Origin of the sequence: Bradyrhizobium sp. AZCC 1578 (assembly GCF_036924675.1) — a bacterium.
Classification (GTDB): domain Bacteria; phylum Pseudomonadota; class Alphaproteobacteria; order Rhizobiales; family Xanthobacteraceae; genus Bradyrhizobium.
In genome coordinates this window covers 1,870,062-1,885,989 of sequence record NZ_JAZHRZ010000001.1, presented here as the reverse complement: position 1 = coordinate 1,885,989, position 15,928 = coordinate 1,870,062, and the positions used below count along the sequence as shown (strand labels likewise).

16 protein-coding genes and 1 pseudogene are annotated in these 15,928 nt (G+C 62.9%); 7 read left to right on the top strand and 10 right to left on the bottom strand.

Annotated elements, in window-relative coordinates:
* Window positions 1-115: 115 nt before the first annotated feature.
* Entirely contained in the window at window positions 116-616 is a 501-nt protein-coding gene (locus V1290_RS09425; RefSeq protein WP_334364148.1) for a nucleoside deaminase, read from the bottom strand.
* A gap of 82 nt (window positions 617-698) precedes the next feature.
* Entirely contained in the window at window positions 699-1,598 is a 900-nt protein-coding gene (locus V1290_RS09420) for a LysR family transcriptional regulator (RefSeq protein ID WP_334364147.1), read from the bottom strand.
* A 150-nt stretch (window positions 1,599-1,748) separates the two neighbouring features.
* On the opposite strand from V1290_RS09420, the gene V1290_RS09415 reads away from it, so the two are divergent.
* The 5 genes and pseudogenes from V1290_RS09415 to V1290_RS09395 all read left to right on the top strand — a co-directional run bounded on the left by V1290_RS09415 (window position 1,749) and on the right by V1290_RS09395 (window position 4,780).
* Window positions 1,749-2,732 carry an N-carbamoyl-D-amino-acid hydrolase gene (locus V1290_RS09415; RefSeq protein WP_334364146.1) on the top strand — a complete coding sequence of 328 codons (984 nt, stop codon included), beginning with the start codon at window positions 1,749-1,751 and terminating at the stop codon, window positions 2,730-2,732.
* A pseudogene (locus tag V1290_RS36465) lies at window positions 2,729-3,103 on the top strand (transporter substrate-binding domain-containing protein); the annotation flags it as partial. The gene V1290_RS09415 and the pseudogene V1290_RS36465, both read left to right, overlap by 4 nt.
* A gap of 34 nt (window positions 3,104-3,137) precedes the next feature.
* Window positions 3,138-3,722 carry an ATP-binding cassette domain-containing protein gene (locus V1290_RS36460; RefSeq protein WP_442895053.1) on the top strand — a complete coding sequence of 195 codons (585 nt, stop codon included), beginning with the start codon at window positions 3,138-3,140 and terminating at the stop codon, window positions 3,720-3,722.
* Window positions 3,715-4,419, top strand: coding sequence for an ABC transporter ATP-binding protein (locus tag V1290_RS09400; protein WP_334364144.1), 705 nt, complete (start codon window positions 3,715-3,717; stop codon window positions 4,417-4,419). The genes V1290_RS36460 and V1290_RS09400 overlap by 8 nt, the downstream gene beginning before the upstream one ends.
* Window positions 4,409-4,780 (top strand): Rieske (2Fe-2S) protein, encoded by a 372-nt coding sequence (locus tag V1290_RS09395; RefSeq protein WP_334364143.1) that lies wholly within the window; start codon window positions 4,409-4,411, stop codon window positions 4,778-4,780. The genes V1290_RS09400 and V1290_RS09395 overlap by 11 nt, the downstream gene beginning before the upstream one ends.
* A gap of 7 nt (window positions 4,781-4,787) precedes the next feature.
* Here the strand turns inward: V1290_RS09395 and V1290_RS09390 are convergent, their stop codons facing one another.
* Window positions 4,788-5,648: an alpha/beta hydrolase gene (locus V1290_RS09390; protein ID WP_334364142.1), complete on the bottom strand. Its 861-nt coding sequence runs from the start codon at window positions 5,646-5,648 to the stop codon at window positions 4,788-4,790.
* A gap of 346 nt (window positions 5,649-5,994) precedes the next feature.
* On the opposite strand from V1290_RS09390, the gene V1290_RS09385 reads away from it, so the two are divergent.
* Window positions 5,995-6,462, top strand: a complete 468-nt coding sequence (locus V1290_RS09385) for a metallophosphoesterase family protein (RefSeq protein WP_334364141.1) — start codon at window positions 5,995-5,997, stop codon at window positions 6,460-6,462.
* 210 nt (window positions 6,463-6,672) lie between these two features.
* Here the strand turns inward: V1290_RS09385 and V1290_RS09380 are convergent, their stop codons facing one another.
* The 7 genes from V1290_RS09380 to V1290_RS09350 form a co-directional block, all read right to left on the bottom strand.
* Window positions 6,673-7,320, bottom strand: coding sequence for an ABC transporter ATP-binding protein (locus V1290_RS09380; protein ID WP_334364140.1), 648 nt, complete (start codon window positions 7,318-7,320; stop codon window positions 6,673-6,675).
* On the bottom strand, window positions 7,307-8,038 hold the full coding sequence (locus V1290_RS09375) for an ABC transporter ATP-binding protein (protein ID WP_334364139.1): 732 nt from the start codon (window positions 8,036-8,038) through the stop codon (window positions 7,307-7,309). Before V1290_RS09375 ends, V1290_RS09380 begins: the two co-directional genes overlap by 14 nt.
* Window positions 8,035-8,964 (bottom strand): branched-chain amino acid ABC transporter permease, encoded by a 930-nt coding sequence (locus V1290_RS09370; protein ID WP_334364138.1) that lies wholly within the window; start codon window positions 8,962-8,964, stop codon window positions 8,035-8,037. The genes V1290_RS09375 and V1290_RS09370 overlap by 4 nt, the downstream gene beginning before the upstream one ends.
* Window positions 8,961-9,857 (bottom strand): branched-chain amino acid ABC transporter permease, encoded by an 897-nt coding sequence (locus V1290_RS09365; RefSeq protein WP_334364137.1) that lies wholly within the window; start codon window positions 9,855-9,857, stop codon window positions 8,961-8,963. The genes V1290_RS09370 and V1290_RS09365 overlap by 4 nt, the downstream gene beginning before the upstream one ends.
* 45 nt (window positions 9,858-9,902) lie before the next feature.
* Window positions 9,903-11,177, bottom strand: a complete 1,275-nt coding sequence (locus V1290_RS09360) for an ABC transporter substrate-binding protein (RefSeq protein WP_334364136.1) — start codon at window positions 11,175-11,177, stop codon at window positions 9,903-9,905.
* A gap of 148 nt (window positions 11,178-11,325) precedes the next feature.
* Complete coding sequence (locus V1290_RS09355) at window positions 11,326-13,059, bottom strand: acyl-CoA synthetase (protein WP_334364135.1); 1,734 nt, start codon at window positions 13,057-13,059, stop codon at window positions 11,326-11,328.
* A 211-nt stretch (window positions 13,060-13,270) separates the two neighbouring features.
* Complete coding sequence (locus V1290_RS09350) at window positions 13,271-14,065, bottom strand: TetR/AcrR family transcriptional regulator (protein WP_334364134.1); 795 nt, start codon at window positions 14,063-14,065, stop codon at window positions 13,271-13,273.
* A 283-nt stretch (window positions 14,066-14,348) separates the two neighbouring features.
* Between V1290_RS09350 and V1290_RS09345 the strand changes: the two genes are divergently transcribed.
* Window positions 14,349-15,923 (top strand): AMP-binding protein, encoded by a 1,575-nt coding sequence (locus tag V1290_RS09345; RefSeq protein ID WP_334364133.1) that lies wholly within the window; start codon window positions 14,349-14,351, stop codon window positions 15,921-15,923.
* Window positions 15,924-15,928: the final 5 nt, after the last annotated feature.

Sequence of the window (15,928 nt, the reverse complement as noted above, 5' to 3'; positions counted from 1 at the left end):
CTCTTCGGCAAACGGGCGACGCGCGATTCCGGACTGCTTCGCGGGAGCAGACGCCCCCTCGCGCTCCCAGCGATAGCGCCGATCCACATGTTGCAGAATTACTGTCCGAGCGCGGCTACTTGTCCCAGACGCCGTCATGCACCGCGGCGGCCTCGTCTTCCAGCAACGGCCCAACCACCTCCGTCGCGCGCTGGCCGCTGCCGAATACTTCACGGCAGGGAAGATCGAGGGTCGGGTTTTCCGGGTGGTTGCCTGTCAGACGGCGCAGCCGAAGTTCGCTCAAGCCGTAGACGACGCGGCCGATGCCTGCCCAGTAGATCGCGCCAGCGCACATCGCGCAGGGTTCGGCCGACGAGTAGAGCGTGGCGTTGCCCAGGATATCAGGCGCGACCGTGGTACAGGCCTGCGTTGCCAGTAGCCGTTCGGCATGCGCGGTGCCGTCATGCGACGGCATGTAACCATTCTCGGTCTCGATCAGGACGTTACGGCCCTGATCGACCAGAACCGCCCCGAAGGGGTGGTTGCCGTGGCTGATGGCGCGGCGGGCAACCGCGAATGACAGCCGCAGGAAATGCTCATCGAGTTCCGGGGGACTCAGCGTTGAAACATCGACCATGGGGCCTCACCATCAATGTCCGGCCATATGCCGCCCGATTTCAGTGAGGTCGGCTTCGCTGGCGCGGACCTCGTGGACACAGTCAGGAACCTTCCCGGCCCAAAAGCAGGCTCGCCTGCCGGACTTCGTCCAGAAATGCCTTGGCCAGACGTGATAGCGGTTCTGCTTCCGACCATAGCATGTAGGCCACCGCGTGTGTTTTGGGCGCAAAAGGCCGGACGATGAGATCGTGGCTGCCGCCTTGGCTCGGCGAAAACGGGTCGACGACCGCAGCGCCCACCCCGGCGACCGCGAGCACGCAGGCCGTGTTGCAGTATCGCACCTCGACGGTCGGCTGAAACGGTGCGCCGGCTTGCGCGAAACTCTCGCGCACGGCTTCGCCCAAACGCGTGCCGCGCTCCAGCCCGATGAAGGGTAAGCCGACGAGGTCGGCGGCGGAAATGACCGGCCGTTCGGCAAGCGGATGTTTCGGTGGCAAGACGCAGACCATTTCGCCCGAGTGAACCACCTCGTGCGCAATGCCCGGGTGGGGCGACAGACCGAGGGCGAAGCCCAGTTCCGCAACCCTGCTCAGCACGCCCTCGATGATTCCTTCGTAGCGCCGGACATCGAAGAACATCCGCGTCTGCGGGCGACGGTGCAGGAATCCTGACATAGCGGGTGGAATGATGCTGTAGGCGACGGGCGGCGTCGCCACGATCGAGAGATGCCCCGAGCGAGACTCCCTTAAGTCACGCACGCGGTTCTCGAGTTTTGCATGCAGCGCGAAGATCGCCTCGCTTTCCTTGTACAGCGCCATCGCCTCGGTGGTTGGGAACAGGCGGTTGTTGACACGCTCGAACAACGCGAACCCCGCTTGCGCTTCCATGGCTTTCAGCGCGTTGCTGATCGCCGGCTGCGACAATGCCAGATCATCCGCTGCCGCGACTGTCGTCCGGTGGCGAATGACTGCACGCAGGATCTCGAGTTGGCGCAAGTTCATAATAACTGCCGATTATAGTCTGGGCGAAAATATCATAGCACGAGTGATTGCCATTGGCGTCGTGTGTTTGCGTAATAGCGTGCGTTGTTGCGCGCAGTTCGGTTGAGATCATCCGCCTAATGAGGCAGCAATCCGCATAGATTGGAGGCAATGTTGGTCCGTGTTCTTCGCGCCGCCGCCGCTCAGATGGGGCCGACGCAAAAGGCTGATACGCGAGAGCGCACGCTCGATCGGATGTTAAAGCTCCTCGATCAGGCTGCCGCGCTTGGCGCGAAGCTGGTGGTGTTTCCCGAGTTGGCATTCACGACTTTCTTCCCGCGATGGCTAATCGAGGGCGGGGCGCTCGATCAATATTACGAGCACGGCATGCCGAATCCGGCGGTGCAGCCGTTGTTCGATCGCGCGCGGACGCTTGGTGTCGGCTTCTATGTCGGTTACGCCGAACTGACTTCGGAAGGGCGGCGGTACAACTGTTCGATCCTCGTCGACAGCGACGGCGAAGTTCTCGGTCGCTATCGCAAGGTGCACTTGCCCGGCTCGGTCGAGGTGCGTGCCGGCGCGCGCTACCAGCAGCTTGAAAAGCGATATTTTGAATATGGCAATTTGGGATTTCCCGCTTTTCGGGCGGGACCCGGCTGGTGCCACGCCATCGTGGGCATGATGATCTGTAACGATCGCCGCTGGCCGGAAGCATGGCGGGTTCTGGGCCTGCAGGGCGTCGAACTGGTCTGCGTCGGCTACAATTCTGCGGCTTACGATCCAAACGGCGGGGTTACGGAAGACGCTGTGCTTCGCACCTTTCATTCGACGCTCGTAACTCAAGCCAATGCCTACATGAACGCGACCTGGGCAATCGCGGTCGCCAAGGCGGGCGACGAGGACGGCTCCGGACTGATCGGCGGCTCCTGCATCGTGGACCCTGATGGCCGAATAGTCGCCGAAGCGCAGACGCTCGCGGATGAAGTTCTTGTCGCCGACCTCGATCTCGATCTCTGCCGCCAAGGCAAGGACAAGATGTTCAATTTCGCCGCCCATCGGCGGCCGGAGCAATATGCTGTCATCACGGAGCGCGCCTGTGTCGTCGAGCCGGACGTCAGGCAGCCGGTCGCGGCGCCAACGGGGGAGCTGATATGAAACGCATCTCGAGCTCCGCCGGTCTTGCTGCCCTGACTGCTGTTGCGACGGCGAACGCCGTCGAACTGCCTGATGCGATCAAGCAGGCGGGCGCATTGCGGCTCACGGTCAATTCGACCTACGCGCCGATGGAGTATCGCGATCCCTCGACCAACCAGCTCGTTGGGCTCGACATCGATCTCGCCAACGAGCTCCCGAAACGGCTGAATGTGAAGATCATATGGAGCGAAACGCCGTTCGCCGAACTGATCCCCTCGTTACAGACCAAGCGCGCCGATTTCATCATCAGCGGCATTTCGGATCGGAGTTCACGCCGCGAGACGGCTGATTTCGTCGACTACCTGACCACAGGCCCGCAGTTCTTCGTTCTGGCTGACAGCGCGGCGAGGTCAGCCATCGATCTCTGTGGCAAGAAGGTCGGAACGACTCGAAGCACCAGTTTCCCGATCGAGATCGAGAAGTGGAGCAAGCAGAACTGCGAAGCCAGCGGAAACCCCGCCGTGCAATATGTTCCGGGCGAAAACAGCATCGATGTCCGCAACCAGCTCAAGCAAGGTCGCATCGATGCCGCCGTGCAGGGCAGCGAGACGCTGCCCTACGCCCAGCAACAGGAACCGGGAAAATACCGCGTCGTCGGAGAACCGTTCGCTATCGGCTATCAGGGCAGGGTCGCTGTCTTATGGCGAGCAGCGGCTTGTCGGCGTGGCGTTGGCGCTGGCCGCCGAGCCCTCGATGCTGCTGCTCGATGAGCCGGTCTCCGGCATGAATGCCTCGGAAACCGATACATTCGTGCAGTTGGTCCGCAGTATCAGGGATCACGGCGTCACCATCCTGCTGGTCGAGCACGATATGCCGATGGTGATGAGCGTCTCTGATAGAATCGTGGTGCTGAACTACGGCCGTATCATCGCCGAAGGTCCGCCGGACGTGATCCGGAACGATCCGGCCGTCATCGAGGCCTATCTCGGGCAGGGAGCGACACGTGCTTGAGATTCTCGACATGGTGTGCGGCTATGGCGGGGTCACCGCGCTGCGAGGCATTTCGCTGGAGGTCAAGGCCGGTCAACTCGTCGCCCTGATCGGCGCCAACGGCGCCGGCAAGAGCACCACGCTGCGTGCGATCTCCGGGCTCGTTGCGCCGCGCTCGGGTTCGATTCTGTTCGAGGGCAAGGACATCGCGGGCGCCAAGCCGCCGCGCGTGGTGGCGAGCGGGATCGCGCATTGTCCGGAAGGACGGCGGGTATTTCCGCACATGACGGTCGAGGAAAATCTCGACATGGGGGCCTATCTGCGCAGCAGTGCTGCCGAAATCGCGGCGGACCGCGATCGGATCTATGCCGAATTTCCGCGCCTGGCCGACCGCAAGCGACAAGCCGCCGGCACCTTGTCAGGCGGGGAGCAGCAGATGCTGGCGATCGGCCGGGCGCTGATGTCACGTCCACGCCTGATCATGTTCGACGAGCCTTCCCTTGGGCTCGCGCCCAACATCGTCGAGCGGACTTTTGCGATCATCCGCGGCATCCGCGATGCCGGAACGACGCTCCTGCTGGTGGAGCAGAACGCGTTTGCGGCGCTCGAGATGTGCGACCACGCCTACCTGCTGGAAGGCGGCCGTATTGTTCTTTCCGGGGCTGGTGCGGAGATGATCGAGAACGAGCACGTGCGAAAGGCCTATCTTGGCGGATGAGCGGCCCGAAACGGCGGCATTGTCAGGCGACGGGCAATGGATGCCAGTCTGCGGGTTCGGCCGGCTGATTTCGGAAACGATCGTCTGTGTCCGCGTGACCGGCGTCGATTTGATCCTGGTCTGGAGCGAAGGACGCGCGGTCGTCTGCGAACGGATGTGTCCGCACGAACAGGCCGACCTCAGTCTCGGACACTTGTCGGGAGGGCGCTTGTTCTGTCCCCGTCACGCGGCTTCGTTCGATCTCCGCAATGGCCGGATTTCCTACGGCTGGCCGAGCCGGCCGTTGCGGCTATACCCGGTCCAGATCAGGGACGACCAGGTCTGGATGGACGCAGGCGCGATCAAGACGCCAATAATCTAGGCAAGGGCTATAGGACGAGCTTGCGGGCGATATCGACAAGCGCGCCGTCGGGGCGTCGCAGTTCTGCGAGGATGCTGAAATGGTCCGCGCCTTCGATCGGGAAGAGCTTGCCGGGCCCGCCAGCGGCGATGCGCATTTCATGAAGCTTGATTGAATCGAAAACCAGCGCCGGTAGTTCGGCCGTGCCATAGGCGATGTCGAGGCGCTTGTGGACGGCGGGCAGGCGAAGCGGCGATAATGCCGCGACTTCCGCGCTGGTTAGCTTCAGCGCATTGTTAAGGCCAGTATCGCGGATGGGCCCAAGATCGTACACGCCGGAAATCGCCAGTCCTGCGGCGACGCGCGGGTGATCAAGTGCCATTGCGACGAGATGGGCGCCAGCCGACCAGCCCGAAAGCACGACGGGCCCGGAGATGTCGTGCGCCTCTCCGTTTTTGGCCAGCCAATCGAGCGACTGGGATATCTCCGCTACGATGTCCGTCAACGAAACGTCGGGCGCCAGCGAATATCCGGGAATGGCAACCGACCAGCCATGGGCTGCGACGCCTTCGACCAGCATGGCAAAGACTTCGCGCGAATTGCGCTGCCAGTAACCGCCATGCAAGAAAACCAGGCAGGGGGCCGCGCTGTCGGCGGCCGGATAGAGGTCGATCTTCGTCCTCTCGCGGTCGCCATAGGCGACATCAAGGAAGGATTTGCGGCTGGCCCGCAGCGCTTTGGAGGCCTCGTTTCGCTCCGCGATCAGGGCAGCGCTGTCCTTCACCGCGGCATTGTTGTCATAGGCAGCGTCGCGTTCGGCTTGGGAAAGCGCAGCCCAGTTCGACCGGGGATCGATAGGCCAATCTTTCGTTGCCAAGATGTTAGTCACAGCGAGTTGCTCCTCTGGAAAACGACTTCGTAACCACTTTAGATCAGCAGCCGATGAACGCGAGAAAAATAGCGCCGGTTCGGCAAGATGAAGACAAGGACCCGAAGAAGCGCGATTGCACGCTGACTACATCTTGGGTGCTGGCAGAGGGCCCGGATATTGCTTCATGAGATGAATGATTTAGACTGGAAATTCTCCGTCGTGCCCATGATGGATTGGAGGGAGAGTTTAGGTTTTTCAATTGGTTAGAAGGTAGCGTGTGCACGACGTGTGCACCGGGAGATCAAGAAAAATCTTGCGACGGCCAATGCACGCCGTTCGGGCGCGCATCGAGGGATACTGCGCAGTGCTGAGAATTGGAATCATCTCGGACACCCACGGGCTCCTGCGGCCCGAGGCGGAGCAAGAGCTTGCCGGGGTGGCGCATATCATCCACGCTGGCGATATTGGTCGCGTGGACGTTCTCGTCAAACTCCGTCGGATTGCGCCTGTCACTGCGATTAGAGGAAACATCGATACCAGCGACTGGGCGAAACTTTATCCCGACACTCAGGTGGTACGGCTCGGGGAGCGGTCCTTCTATATTGTGCACGACCTTCAGCAACTGCAGATCGATCCAGCAGTTTGCGGAGTTGACGTGGTCGTTTCCGGCCACTCGCACCGACCGCGGGTCCAAACGATTGACGGTGTGCTTTATCTGAATCCTGGAAGCGCCGGGCCACGGCGTTTCAAGCTGCCTATCACACTGGCTACTTTGGAGCTAACCGCAAGCGACCTTCGACCGGTCATTCACGACCTTGGCCGCGCCGAGTGATGTGGACGAGGCTCGACGGAGCAGTGTCCTCTCTAGGATATTCCAGACCGGACTGGACCAGATCGGCTAGACCCAGTTGATTTCGCTGGAGTTTTTCGACCGCGCCCGCACGAGTCGACTGCCGGGGAGTTGATCTCCCCATGCGCCGTCGCGTGCGGCGGCGCTCGATGGCTGTGGCGCCGCTCGCATTGCCGGCATGCGCGTTCCTCTTCAACTCCTCACGCCTACCGATCCGCGGTCAATGGTGAACACGCGATCGAGCAGGCCATGCGCGTGCGTCATGCTGGATTCGGCGAGAATCACCGACAATCCGGATTTGCGCAGCCCCGCGATCACCTCGGCCAGACGCCGGGCCAGCACCGGCGCCACGCCCTCGAACGGCTCATCGAGCAAGAGAAGCTTGCGCCCCGCCATCATCGCCCGCCCCAAGGCCACCAGCTTCTGCTGGCCGCCCGAGAGCTGCAAGGCCTTGCGCGCGCGCAAGGTCGTCAGCTCCGGGATGGTGTTGTAGATTTGCGCGAGTTGCACCTTTGCGTCGTCCGCGTCCGCGGCCCAGGCAGGCAGCAGGATATTCTCCTCCGCCGACAGGTCCGGCACAAGCCGCCGGTCCTCCGGCATGTAGCCGATGCCGAGCCCTGCGCGACGGTAGGTTGGCAAGTCCGCCAGCTCCCGGCTCTCGAAGTCGAGCCGTCCGGACGCTGGCGCCTGCAGCCCCATGATGGTGCGCAACAGGGTGGTCTTTCCTGCGCCATTGCGCCCGATCAGGCCGGCGAATTCCCCTGCGCTGACCTCGAGATCGACGTCGCGCAGAATCGCCACCGCCCCGATTGACACGGAGACACCCTCAAGCCGCAGCATGGGGTATCTCCTCGCCGATCACGTAGCGGCGCACGTTCTCTGCGCGCAGCACGGTGTCGGGCGATCCGTCCGCGATGATGCTGCCGTCGTAGAACGCCACCACGCGCCCCGCAAATCGCGCCACGATGTCCATATCGTGTTCGACGAAGATCACCGTCACCCCGGCGACATGCGCCGCGCTCATCACGACGTCCATGATGGCGAATTTCTCGTCGGCGGAGACGCCGCTCGTCGGCTCGTCAAGCAGGAGCAGCTTGGAGCGGCTGGACAGCGCCATGGAAACGTCGAGTAGCTTGCGGATTCCTTCGGGCAACAGGCCGGCCTTCTGCGCAGCATAGGGAGCCAGCTCGAACCGCGCCAGCGCCTCATCGGTCGCAGCCTGCGGATTGTCAGTCGCGGCGATACTCTCGGCGACCAGCAGATTCTCGCGAACGCTCAGCGAGTTGAAGAGCTGCGGTATCTGGAACGAGCGTGAGATGCCGAGCTTGGTGATCTGGCGCGGGCTGAGGCCCACGATGTCGCGTTCGCCGAACAGGATTTGCCCGCTGTCGGGCCTGAGGTAGCCAGTCACCATATTGAGAAAGGTCGTCTTGCCGGCGCCGTTGGCACCGATCAGGCTGACGACGGTGTCGGGATCGAACGTCAGGCTGATATCGGCTGCCGCCCGCACGGCGCCGAAGCTCTTCTGCAACCCTCCTGCAGTCAGCACCGCACTCATGCGGACCTCCGCCGTCGCTCGGCGAGTGTCCATAGGCCGGCCGGCAGGAACATGATGATGGCCAGCATGGCAAGGCCGAGCGACATCTGCCACACGTTGGGCGCGTACTGGCTGGCGATCGTGCGCAGAGCCTCGAACATGGTGGCCGCCATGAACGGTGCCAGAATGCTCTGGATGCCGCCCAGGATGGCGATGAACACGAACTCGCCTGAGGTCGTCCAATACGTCATCTCGGGATCGACATGGCCGACCGCGAGTGCCGCGAGGGCGCCGCCCAGGCCCGCCATGGCACCCGCGATCAGGTAGTTGACGTACACCACGCGGTAGGGCGAGGCGCCGAGATAGGCCACCCGCAGCTCGTTGTCGCGCACGCCGGTGGCCAACCGTCCCCAGTGTCCGCCCAGCAGCCTGTGCACCAATAGCGCCACAACCACTGCACAGACCGCGCCGGCAATGAGAAACACCCGCCGCTCCACGCCGGGCGCCAAGGCAGCTCCGAAGAATGTGCGCGCATGCAGGTTGAACCCGTCCGTGCTGCCGAGCGCGGCGCTCTTCACCAGCACGCCGTACAGGATCATCGAAAATGCCAGCGACAGCATGGCAAAGAAGATGTCGCGATACCCAGCGAGCAGCAGTCCCAGCAGAGCGGCTACCAACCCAGCGGTAGCGGCGCCAGCGAGCAGCATCACGGCCGCATCGGCAACATGCAGATGATGCGAGAGCAGCGCAGCCGCATAGGCGCCGATACCGAAGTACAGCCCCTGCCCAAACGACACGAGCCCGGTGCGCATCAGCACAAGAAGCCCAAGCACCACCACGCCTTTGGCGAGCGCCAGCATGGCCATGAACACCAGCCATTGCGGCGAGAGCAGAGCCAACGCTGTCAGCGCGACGAGAGAAGCGATTGCGACGATTGCAGCCTTCATATCTTGCGCGCCTCCTGCGCCGCGAACAGTCCCTTCGGGCGCGCAATGAGCACCATGGCCATCACCGCGTAGATCGAGAACAGCTCGGCCTCCGGCCAGTAGTGCACCGCGGCCGAGCGGACGAGGCCGACCAGAAGCGCGCCGAGCGCCGCTCCGCCGAGACTGCCGAGACCGCCGATCACCACCACCGCGAAGGCGAGCACGATCACCTCCACGCCGATGCCGGGCGTCACGGCTATCGTCGGCGCTGTGAATGCTCCGCCGAGCGCCGCCAGCGTCGCACCGATGGCGAAGGTGGCGAGATAGACCCGGCTCACGTTGATGCCCATGGCCATGCTCATCTCACGGTCGTGGATGACGGCGAGCAGCACCTTGCCCTGGCGTGTGCGATAGAGCGCCCAGGCAACGGCGAGCCCGGTCGCCAGCGCCAATGCGATCAGCAGTACGTTGTAGACGGGGTAAGGCAGGCCGCCGAGCTGAAAATTTCCGGGCAACGCGTAGGGCTCGGGCAGCAGCAGCGAGTCCACGCCCCACACCAGCTTGATCACGTCCTCCATGATCAGGAAGACAGCATAGGTGATCAGGACCAGCACCACCTCGTCCTTTCCGTACATCCACTGCAGCAGGCCACGCTCGATCAGCGGACCGACGAGGGAGCCGACGAGGACGGCCGCGAGCAGCAGCATGGCGAAGCTGCCGGCCGCCGGCAGTCCGCCACCGAGCCATGCGCCGGCAAGCGAGCAGGCCGCATAGGCGCCCAGGGCGTAGAGGCTGCCGTGGGCCACGTTGAGGATGCGCATGACGCCATAGATCAGTGTCAGCCCGGCTGAGATCAGGAACAGCCAGGATGCGTAGGCGATGCCGTCGAAGGCAACAGGCAGGATGGTGCTCATTGGAAGCGAAGCGGCGGCAGCCTGCAGAGCTGCCGTCCCTGATTGCTATTTCTTGAGGCCAGACTTGATCCAGGCTTCGCTTTTCACGCCGTCGGGTGGATTCACCTTGTCCGCGGAATAGCGTGCGACATCCACGATCTTGAGCTCACCGCCCTCGACCTTGGTCGTGCCGACAGCGGCATCCATGATCGCCTGGTGGCCCTTGCCGAGCGCCATCTTCACCGGCCCACCGGGGCCTTCGAAGGCCAGGTTCTCGAGCGCAGCGATGATCTTGTCCTGGTCGGGTGCCCCATTGCCGCTGCCCTTGGCCTTCTCGTAGGCCGCCTTCACGCCGAGGATAGCCTGCGTCATCTTGAAGGACGCATAGTTCGGCGGAACGTGGTAGCGGTCCTGGTAGGTGGTCTTCAGCCAGCGCGCGAGATCAGTGTCCGGTGCGAACGGCCCGAACGGACCACGCGCCCCCAGAATGGTTCCGTCCGGAATCCGCGTGCCCAGCCTGTTGATGGCCGGTTCGCCGGCTGACAGGACCACCTTGTGCTTCTCGAACAGGCCACGCGGTGCGCCCTGCAGCACGAGGCCCTCAAGATCACCGCCCCACATGCTGGAATGGATCACCTCCGCCCCACTACCGAGAAGCGTGGTGATTTCGGCGCCGAACTGACCCGCAAAAAGCTTCGGCATCTGCGAGGTCTTCACCTCGATGCCAGGCTTGAGGGTCTTCATGGCGTTCTCGAAGTCCGCCCAGGAGTCCTGACCCCAGGCATAGTTCTGATTGAGGCCTGCAATCGACTTTACGTTGGGGGTGCGCTCCACCAGATAAAGCGCGACGGACACGTTATCCATCGTGCCGGTCGGACCGGTGCGGAATACATGTTTGTAGCTTGCGTCCTCGAAGATGCGCGGCGTGCCGCAGTCGAATAGGACGGTGAGCTTCTTCTGCTCCTCGGCAACGGGCGCAATCGCAAGGCAATCGCCGCTCGAGATATAGCCGATCACGATGTCGACTCTTGGCACGAGATTGCGATACTCGGCCACCTGCTTCTGCGGGCCACCCGCCTCGTCGATGATGACGAGCTCGATCGGCGTTCCGCCGAAGCCCTTTTGGGTATAGGGTGCGGGTACGGTGCCTGCGTTGAGCAACTCGGCCGTCAGCTCGGCCGCGTTGCGGGCGGGAATCCCGAACGGACCAGCGGCCGGACCGGACAGGAATGTCACGATGCCGACCTTGATGGGCTGTTGCGCCAGCGAAGCCGGCGCCGCCAGCAGAAAGACGAACGCGGCCAAGGCCGCGCGCAACCCGAAGCTCGATAATGGTCGCATTTGTTTCCTCCTCCTCCTCGTTGTCGGTCTGATTGGACCCATGGACCTGACGGTCCCTTGTAAGGCTGCGGTATCTCATCTGAGTTGCTACCCCGATCCGGGGCCAGAAGACCTTGGCGAGTGGAAAGACCATGTCCTCCACTGCTTCTTATAGGCTTCGCACGCGCTCCCGCAGCGTGAATTTCTGCACCTTGCCGGTTGCAGTCGTCGGCAGCGGCCCGAACACCACCGACTTCGGCGCCTTGAAGTGCGCGAGCCTGTCGCGGCAGAAGGCGATGATCTCGTCCTCGGTCGCCTGAGTGCCGGGCTTGAGCTGCACGAAGGCGCAGGGCGTCTCGCCCCATTTCGAATCCGGCCGCGCGACGACGGCGGCGAGCTGCACCGCCGGGTGCTTGTAGAGTGCGATCTCGACTTCGACGCTGGAGATGTTCTCGCCGCCCGAGATGATGATGTCCTTCGCGCGATCCTTGATCTCCACGTAGCCGTTCGGATGCTCGACCGCGAGGTCGCCGGTGTGCATCCAGCCGCCGCGGAAGGCGTCGAACGTCGCCTTCGGCTCCTTCAGGTAGCCGAGCATCACCGTGTTGCCGCGAACCATGATCTCGCCGATCGACCGGCCGTCGCGGGGCACCGGCTTCATCGTCCTGGTATCGGCCACCATCTGCCCCTCGACCACGGGATAGCGGACGCCCTGGCGCGCGACGAAGCCGGCGCGTTCTGCGAGCGGCAGCACCGACCAGTCATCCTGCGGCGCGCAATAGGTCGAAGGACCCTGCAGCTCCGTCATGCCGTAGATGTGCGTGACGCGGAAGCCGAGTTGCTCCATCGCTTCGATCACCTTGGCCGGCGGCGGCGAACCGCCGGTCTGGATTTCCACCACATGGTTGAATCGGCGAAGTTGCTCGGCCGGCGCCGACGTCAGCATCGTCAGCACCGTCGGCGCGCCACACATGTGCGTTACGCCGTTCTCGACGATCATCGGGAAGATCAGCGCCGGATCGACCTTGCGCAGGCACACATGCGTGCCGCTCATCGCCACCACCGACCAAGGAAAACACCAGCCGTTGCAGTGGAACATCGGCAGCGTCCAGAGATAGACCGGCTTCGGAGGCATCGGCCAAGCCATGATGTTGCCGACAGACTCGAGGAAAGTGCCGCGGTGATGATAGACGACGCCCTTCGGGTTGCCGGTGGTGCCGGACGTGTAATTGAGCGCGATCGCACTGCTCTCGTCGGCCGGCGCACTCCAGGCGAAGTTCGGATCGCCCGTGGCGATGAACGCCTCGTATTCGACCTTGCCGAGCCGCTCGCCGGGCCCGGTATAGAGCTCGTCGTCAACGTCGATCACCAGCGGTCGCTTTTTCAGCGTCGCAAGCGCAGGACCAACCTGCGCCGCGAACTCGCGGTCGGTGATCAATACCTTCGCCTCGGCATGCTGGAGAATATAGGCGATCGTTGCGGCCTCGAGACGGGTGTTGATGGCGTTCAGCACCGCGCCGAGCATCGGCACGCCATAATGCGCCTCGAGCATCGCCGGTACGTTCGGCAGCATGACCGAGACGGTATCGCCGCGCTTGACACCGGCGCCCGCAAGCGCCGATGCGAGGCGACGGGCGCGCTCATAGAACTGGCGATAGCTGTACCGCCGCTCGCCGTGGATTACCGCGACCCGATCCGGATAGATCTCGGCCGAGCGCGGCAGGAACGAAACGGGTGTGAGCGGGGCGAAGTTTGCTTCGCTGCGGCCGAGACCAGAAAACACGCCGTTGCCGGCCCCGTCGTGCGACCGCCGATTGGATTTCGCCGCACGCGTCCTGCGTGTGGGCCTGAGGATCGTTCGCTTCGGCCGTGCCGCACGCTCGCCTTGCGGTGATCGTACCATCGCTGCTCCTCCCGCGGCGCCCGAGCTGTGGCGAAGCGTCGGCGCGCGCCGTCCGATCCGGTTCTTAGACGAGGGCGCCGAGCATATACCAAACCGCGTCCCCATTGCCGGCAAGGCGTCATTGTTGATCGCTGGCGGCGTCTTGGCAAGGCGGACCAGCTTGAGCAAGCCGTTGATGATGCCGATCCAGATGCTGCCGGCATCGCCCTGGCTACACTACCTCACGCAGAGGTGGCGTGAAGGTCTCGTTTCGTCCTGCCACGCCCCTCAAGCAGAAGCCCACTATGGCGACAGCGTGGTCGTGCCGCTCGCGATCGGTTGTGAGGTTGTCTGAGGCAAGTGGACCGACCAATCCTTCAAACAAGGAACCGACGATGCACGATGCTGCGGCATGAACGTCCTGCAAGGGAAAATCCTTGTCCCGGATGCCCTGCTCGATAACCGTTTCGAAGACTCTCGCGAGCTTCTTTCGATACTTGAGACGCGCCGCTTCGATCTCGGGCTCCACCGGCTCAGCCACCAGGGCATGGGCAAGTTTGCGACCCCGCAAGGCACGACTTGCAAACGTCCAGGCAGACAAGGCGAGCCGCTCGGCAGCGCTTCCATCGCCCATGGCCACGCCCGCCGCCGCGTCAACCTCGCGCTGGGAAACATAGCCCACCACCTCGATCATCAGCTCTGCTTTCGAGGAGAAGTAACGGTACAGCGTTCCAAGCGCGATACCGGCTGCTTCGGCCACCGCAGCCATTTGCGCGTCGCGGAAGCCAACGTCGGCCACTAGGTTGCGGGCAGCCCGAAGGATGGCAGCGCGCCTTTCGGGCGACGGCGCACGCAAACGAGCGCTGTCGGCCTGCTTGATTGGGCGAGTGCGAGCCATCACTTCTCCATCAGGCACACGATGATTACGCGCAGAATCATTGGCTTGTTCGAGCCCGAGTCGCAATTTCCCATTTCGAAGACCGAATTTGGCAATCCGCAGCAAGTGACGCATCTTGCCACTTGACATGGTAGAATTGCAATTCTAGTTTTGATGAAAATATGAAATCAATAATGGTCGCCGTGTAACTAGAACATTAGGTGAAGGAAACGATAATACTGGTAGAATGCAAATTCTCACCGTCCGTTACCCGACCCTAAGCCGCGGCAGTCGCCATCGAGATTGTGTGTAAGGGCGCGCTCAGGAGAGGCATCGTTGCCAACGACAACGCAAAGCCAGGATCTATTCGACCGCGTTCGCGAGCTCGTTTCGCGCTACAGCGACGAGCGCGCGAGCGCAGCCTACCTTCTTTGTGATCGCCACCACCCCGAGCGCTCTCGCCTATCGCGTGGTGGGCGCCGACTTGGACGCTGCGGACCTCACCTACGGCGACCTGCGCACCGCTTCTGAGCGTCTGGCCTCAGGATTGGCAGATCTCGGTGTATCTCCCGGCGATCGGGTGGCCACGTTGATGGGGAAGAGCATCGAGTATCTCGTAACGCTTATGGCGATCTGGCGCCTCGGAGCTGTTCACGTGCCGTTGTTTACGGCTTTTGCGCCTTCTGCCATTGCGCTGCGATTGGCGGGGAGTGCCGCGAAAGTCGTCGTGTGCGATGAGAACCAACAGGCCAAACTGGCGCCCAGCGCCGAAATTCCCGCTGATGCATCATGGCAGATCATTACCACGGCTCCAGAGCACCTCGTTCCGCCCGCTGCGCTCCGTTTCGCAGAACTCCTTGCCGCCAAGCCCCCCGGATGGCCAGCCGCCTCTCTCGGCGGCGATGCGCCGCTCATCCACATCTATACGTCGGGTACGACCGGTCGTCCTAAGGGCGTGGTGGTGCCGATCAAGGCGCTCGCCGGCTTTCAGGCTTACGCCGAGTTAGGGCTCGGCCTGCGCTCCGACGACTTTTTCTGGTGCGCCGCCGATCCAGGCTGGGCCTACGGCTTGTACTTCGGCGTGCTTGCCTCGTTCACGACGGGCATCCCGAGCCTCCTTCTGCAAGGCGGATTCGACGCTGAAGCTACATACGAAGTTCTGTCTCGCTACAAAGTAACGAACTTTGCTGCAGCTCCGACCGTCTATCGATCGTTGCGCGCCACCCCAGTCGCCGCGCCACGCACCCTGCAACTCCGCTGTGCTTCGAGCGCGGGAGAACCGCTTACGCCAGAGGTCAACGAGTGGGCTGTCGGTGCGTTGGGTGTGCCCGTTCATGACCATTACGGACAGACCGAGGCTGGCATGCTCATCAACAACCACCACCATCCCGCTTTGAAGAGACCGCTCAAGGACGGGTCAATGGGAATGCCCATGCCGGGTTGGGCAGTTCTCGTTTTGCAGCAGCATGAGGATGCTCCCGCTCCGGATGGAGAGCTTGGCAGGGTTGCCGTTGAAGTGCCGCGAAGCCCTCTGGCCTGGTTCACGGGATATCTGAACGATCCGGAAAAAAGCGCCGAAAAGTTTGCCGGGGCAGGGCGCTGGTATTTGACCGGCGACGTCGGCTGGAAGGATGAGGGCGGCTATTTTCACTTCTCGTCGCGGGACGATGACGTGATCATCATGGCCGGGTATCGGATTGGCCCCTTTGAGGTCGAATCCGTGTTGGCCACTCACCCTGTGGTACGCGAGTGCGCCGTGATTGCGGTGCCGGACGATATTCGCGGCGAGGTTCTCGAAGCATTCGTGGTTCTTCGCTCGGACGTGAAGCCCTCGACGGACATCGTTCAAGATCTTCAGCAGTGGGTGAAGGTCGGCTACGCGGCGCATGCCTATCCGCGAAACATCCACTTCGTCGAGTTGCTGCCAAAGACGCCGAGCGGCAAGGTGCAGCGCTTCGTGTTGAGGCAGAAGCGGCGTGACGAGCTTGCGGCAATGAAGCGGCGCTGATCCGA

Coding starts and splice junctions, on each gene's coding strand:
- V1290_RS09425 (WP_334364148.1), bottom strand. CDS start 616: ATGGTCGATGTTTCAACGCTGAGTCCCCCGGAACTCGATGAGCATTTC.
- V1290_RS09420 (WP_334364147.1), bottom strand. CDS start 1,598: ATGAACTTGCGCCAACTCGAGATCCTGCGTGCAGTCATTCGCCACCGG.
- V1290_RS09415 (WP_334364146.1), top strand. CDS start 1,749: ATGTTGGTCCGTGTTCTTCGCGCCGCCGCCGCTCAGATGGGGCCGACG.
- V1290_RS09380 (WP_334364140.1), bottom strand. CDS start 7,320: ATGCTGCGGCTTGAGGGTGTCTCCGTGTCAATCGGGGCGGTGGCGATT.
- V1290_RS09375 (WP_334364139.1), bottom strand. CDS start 8,038: ATGAGTGCGGTGCTGACTGCAGGAGGGTTGCAGAAGAGCTTCGGCGCC.
- V1290_RS09370 (WP_334364138.1), bottom strand. CDS start 8,964: ATGAAGGCTGCAATCGTCGCAATCGCTTCTCTCGTCGCGCTGACAGCG.
- V1290_RS09365 (WP_334364137.1), bottom strand. CDS start 9,857: ATGAGCACCATCCTGCCTGTTGCCTTCGACGGCATCGCCTACGCATCC.
- V1290_RS09360 (WP_334364136.1), bottom strand. CDS start 11,177: ATGCGACCATTATCGAGCTTCGGGTTGCGCGCGGCCTTGGCCGCGTTC.
- V1290_RS09355 (WP_334364135.1), bottom strand. CDS start 13,059: ATGGTACGATCACCGCAAGGCGAGCGTGCGGCACGGCCGAAGCGAACG.
- V1290_RS09350 (WP_334364134.1), bottom strand. CDS start 14,065: ATGTCAAGTGGCAAGATGCGTCACTTGCTGCGGATTGCCAAATTCGGT.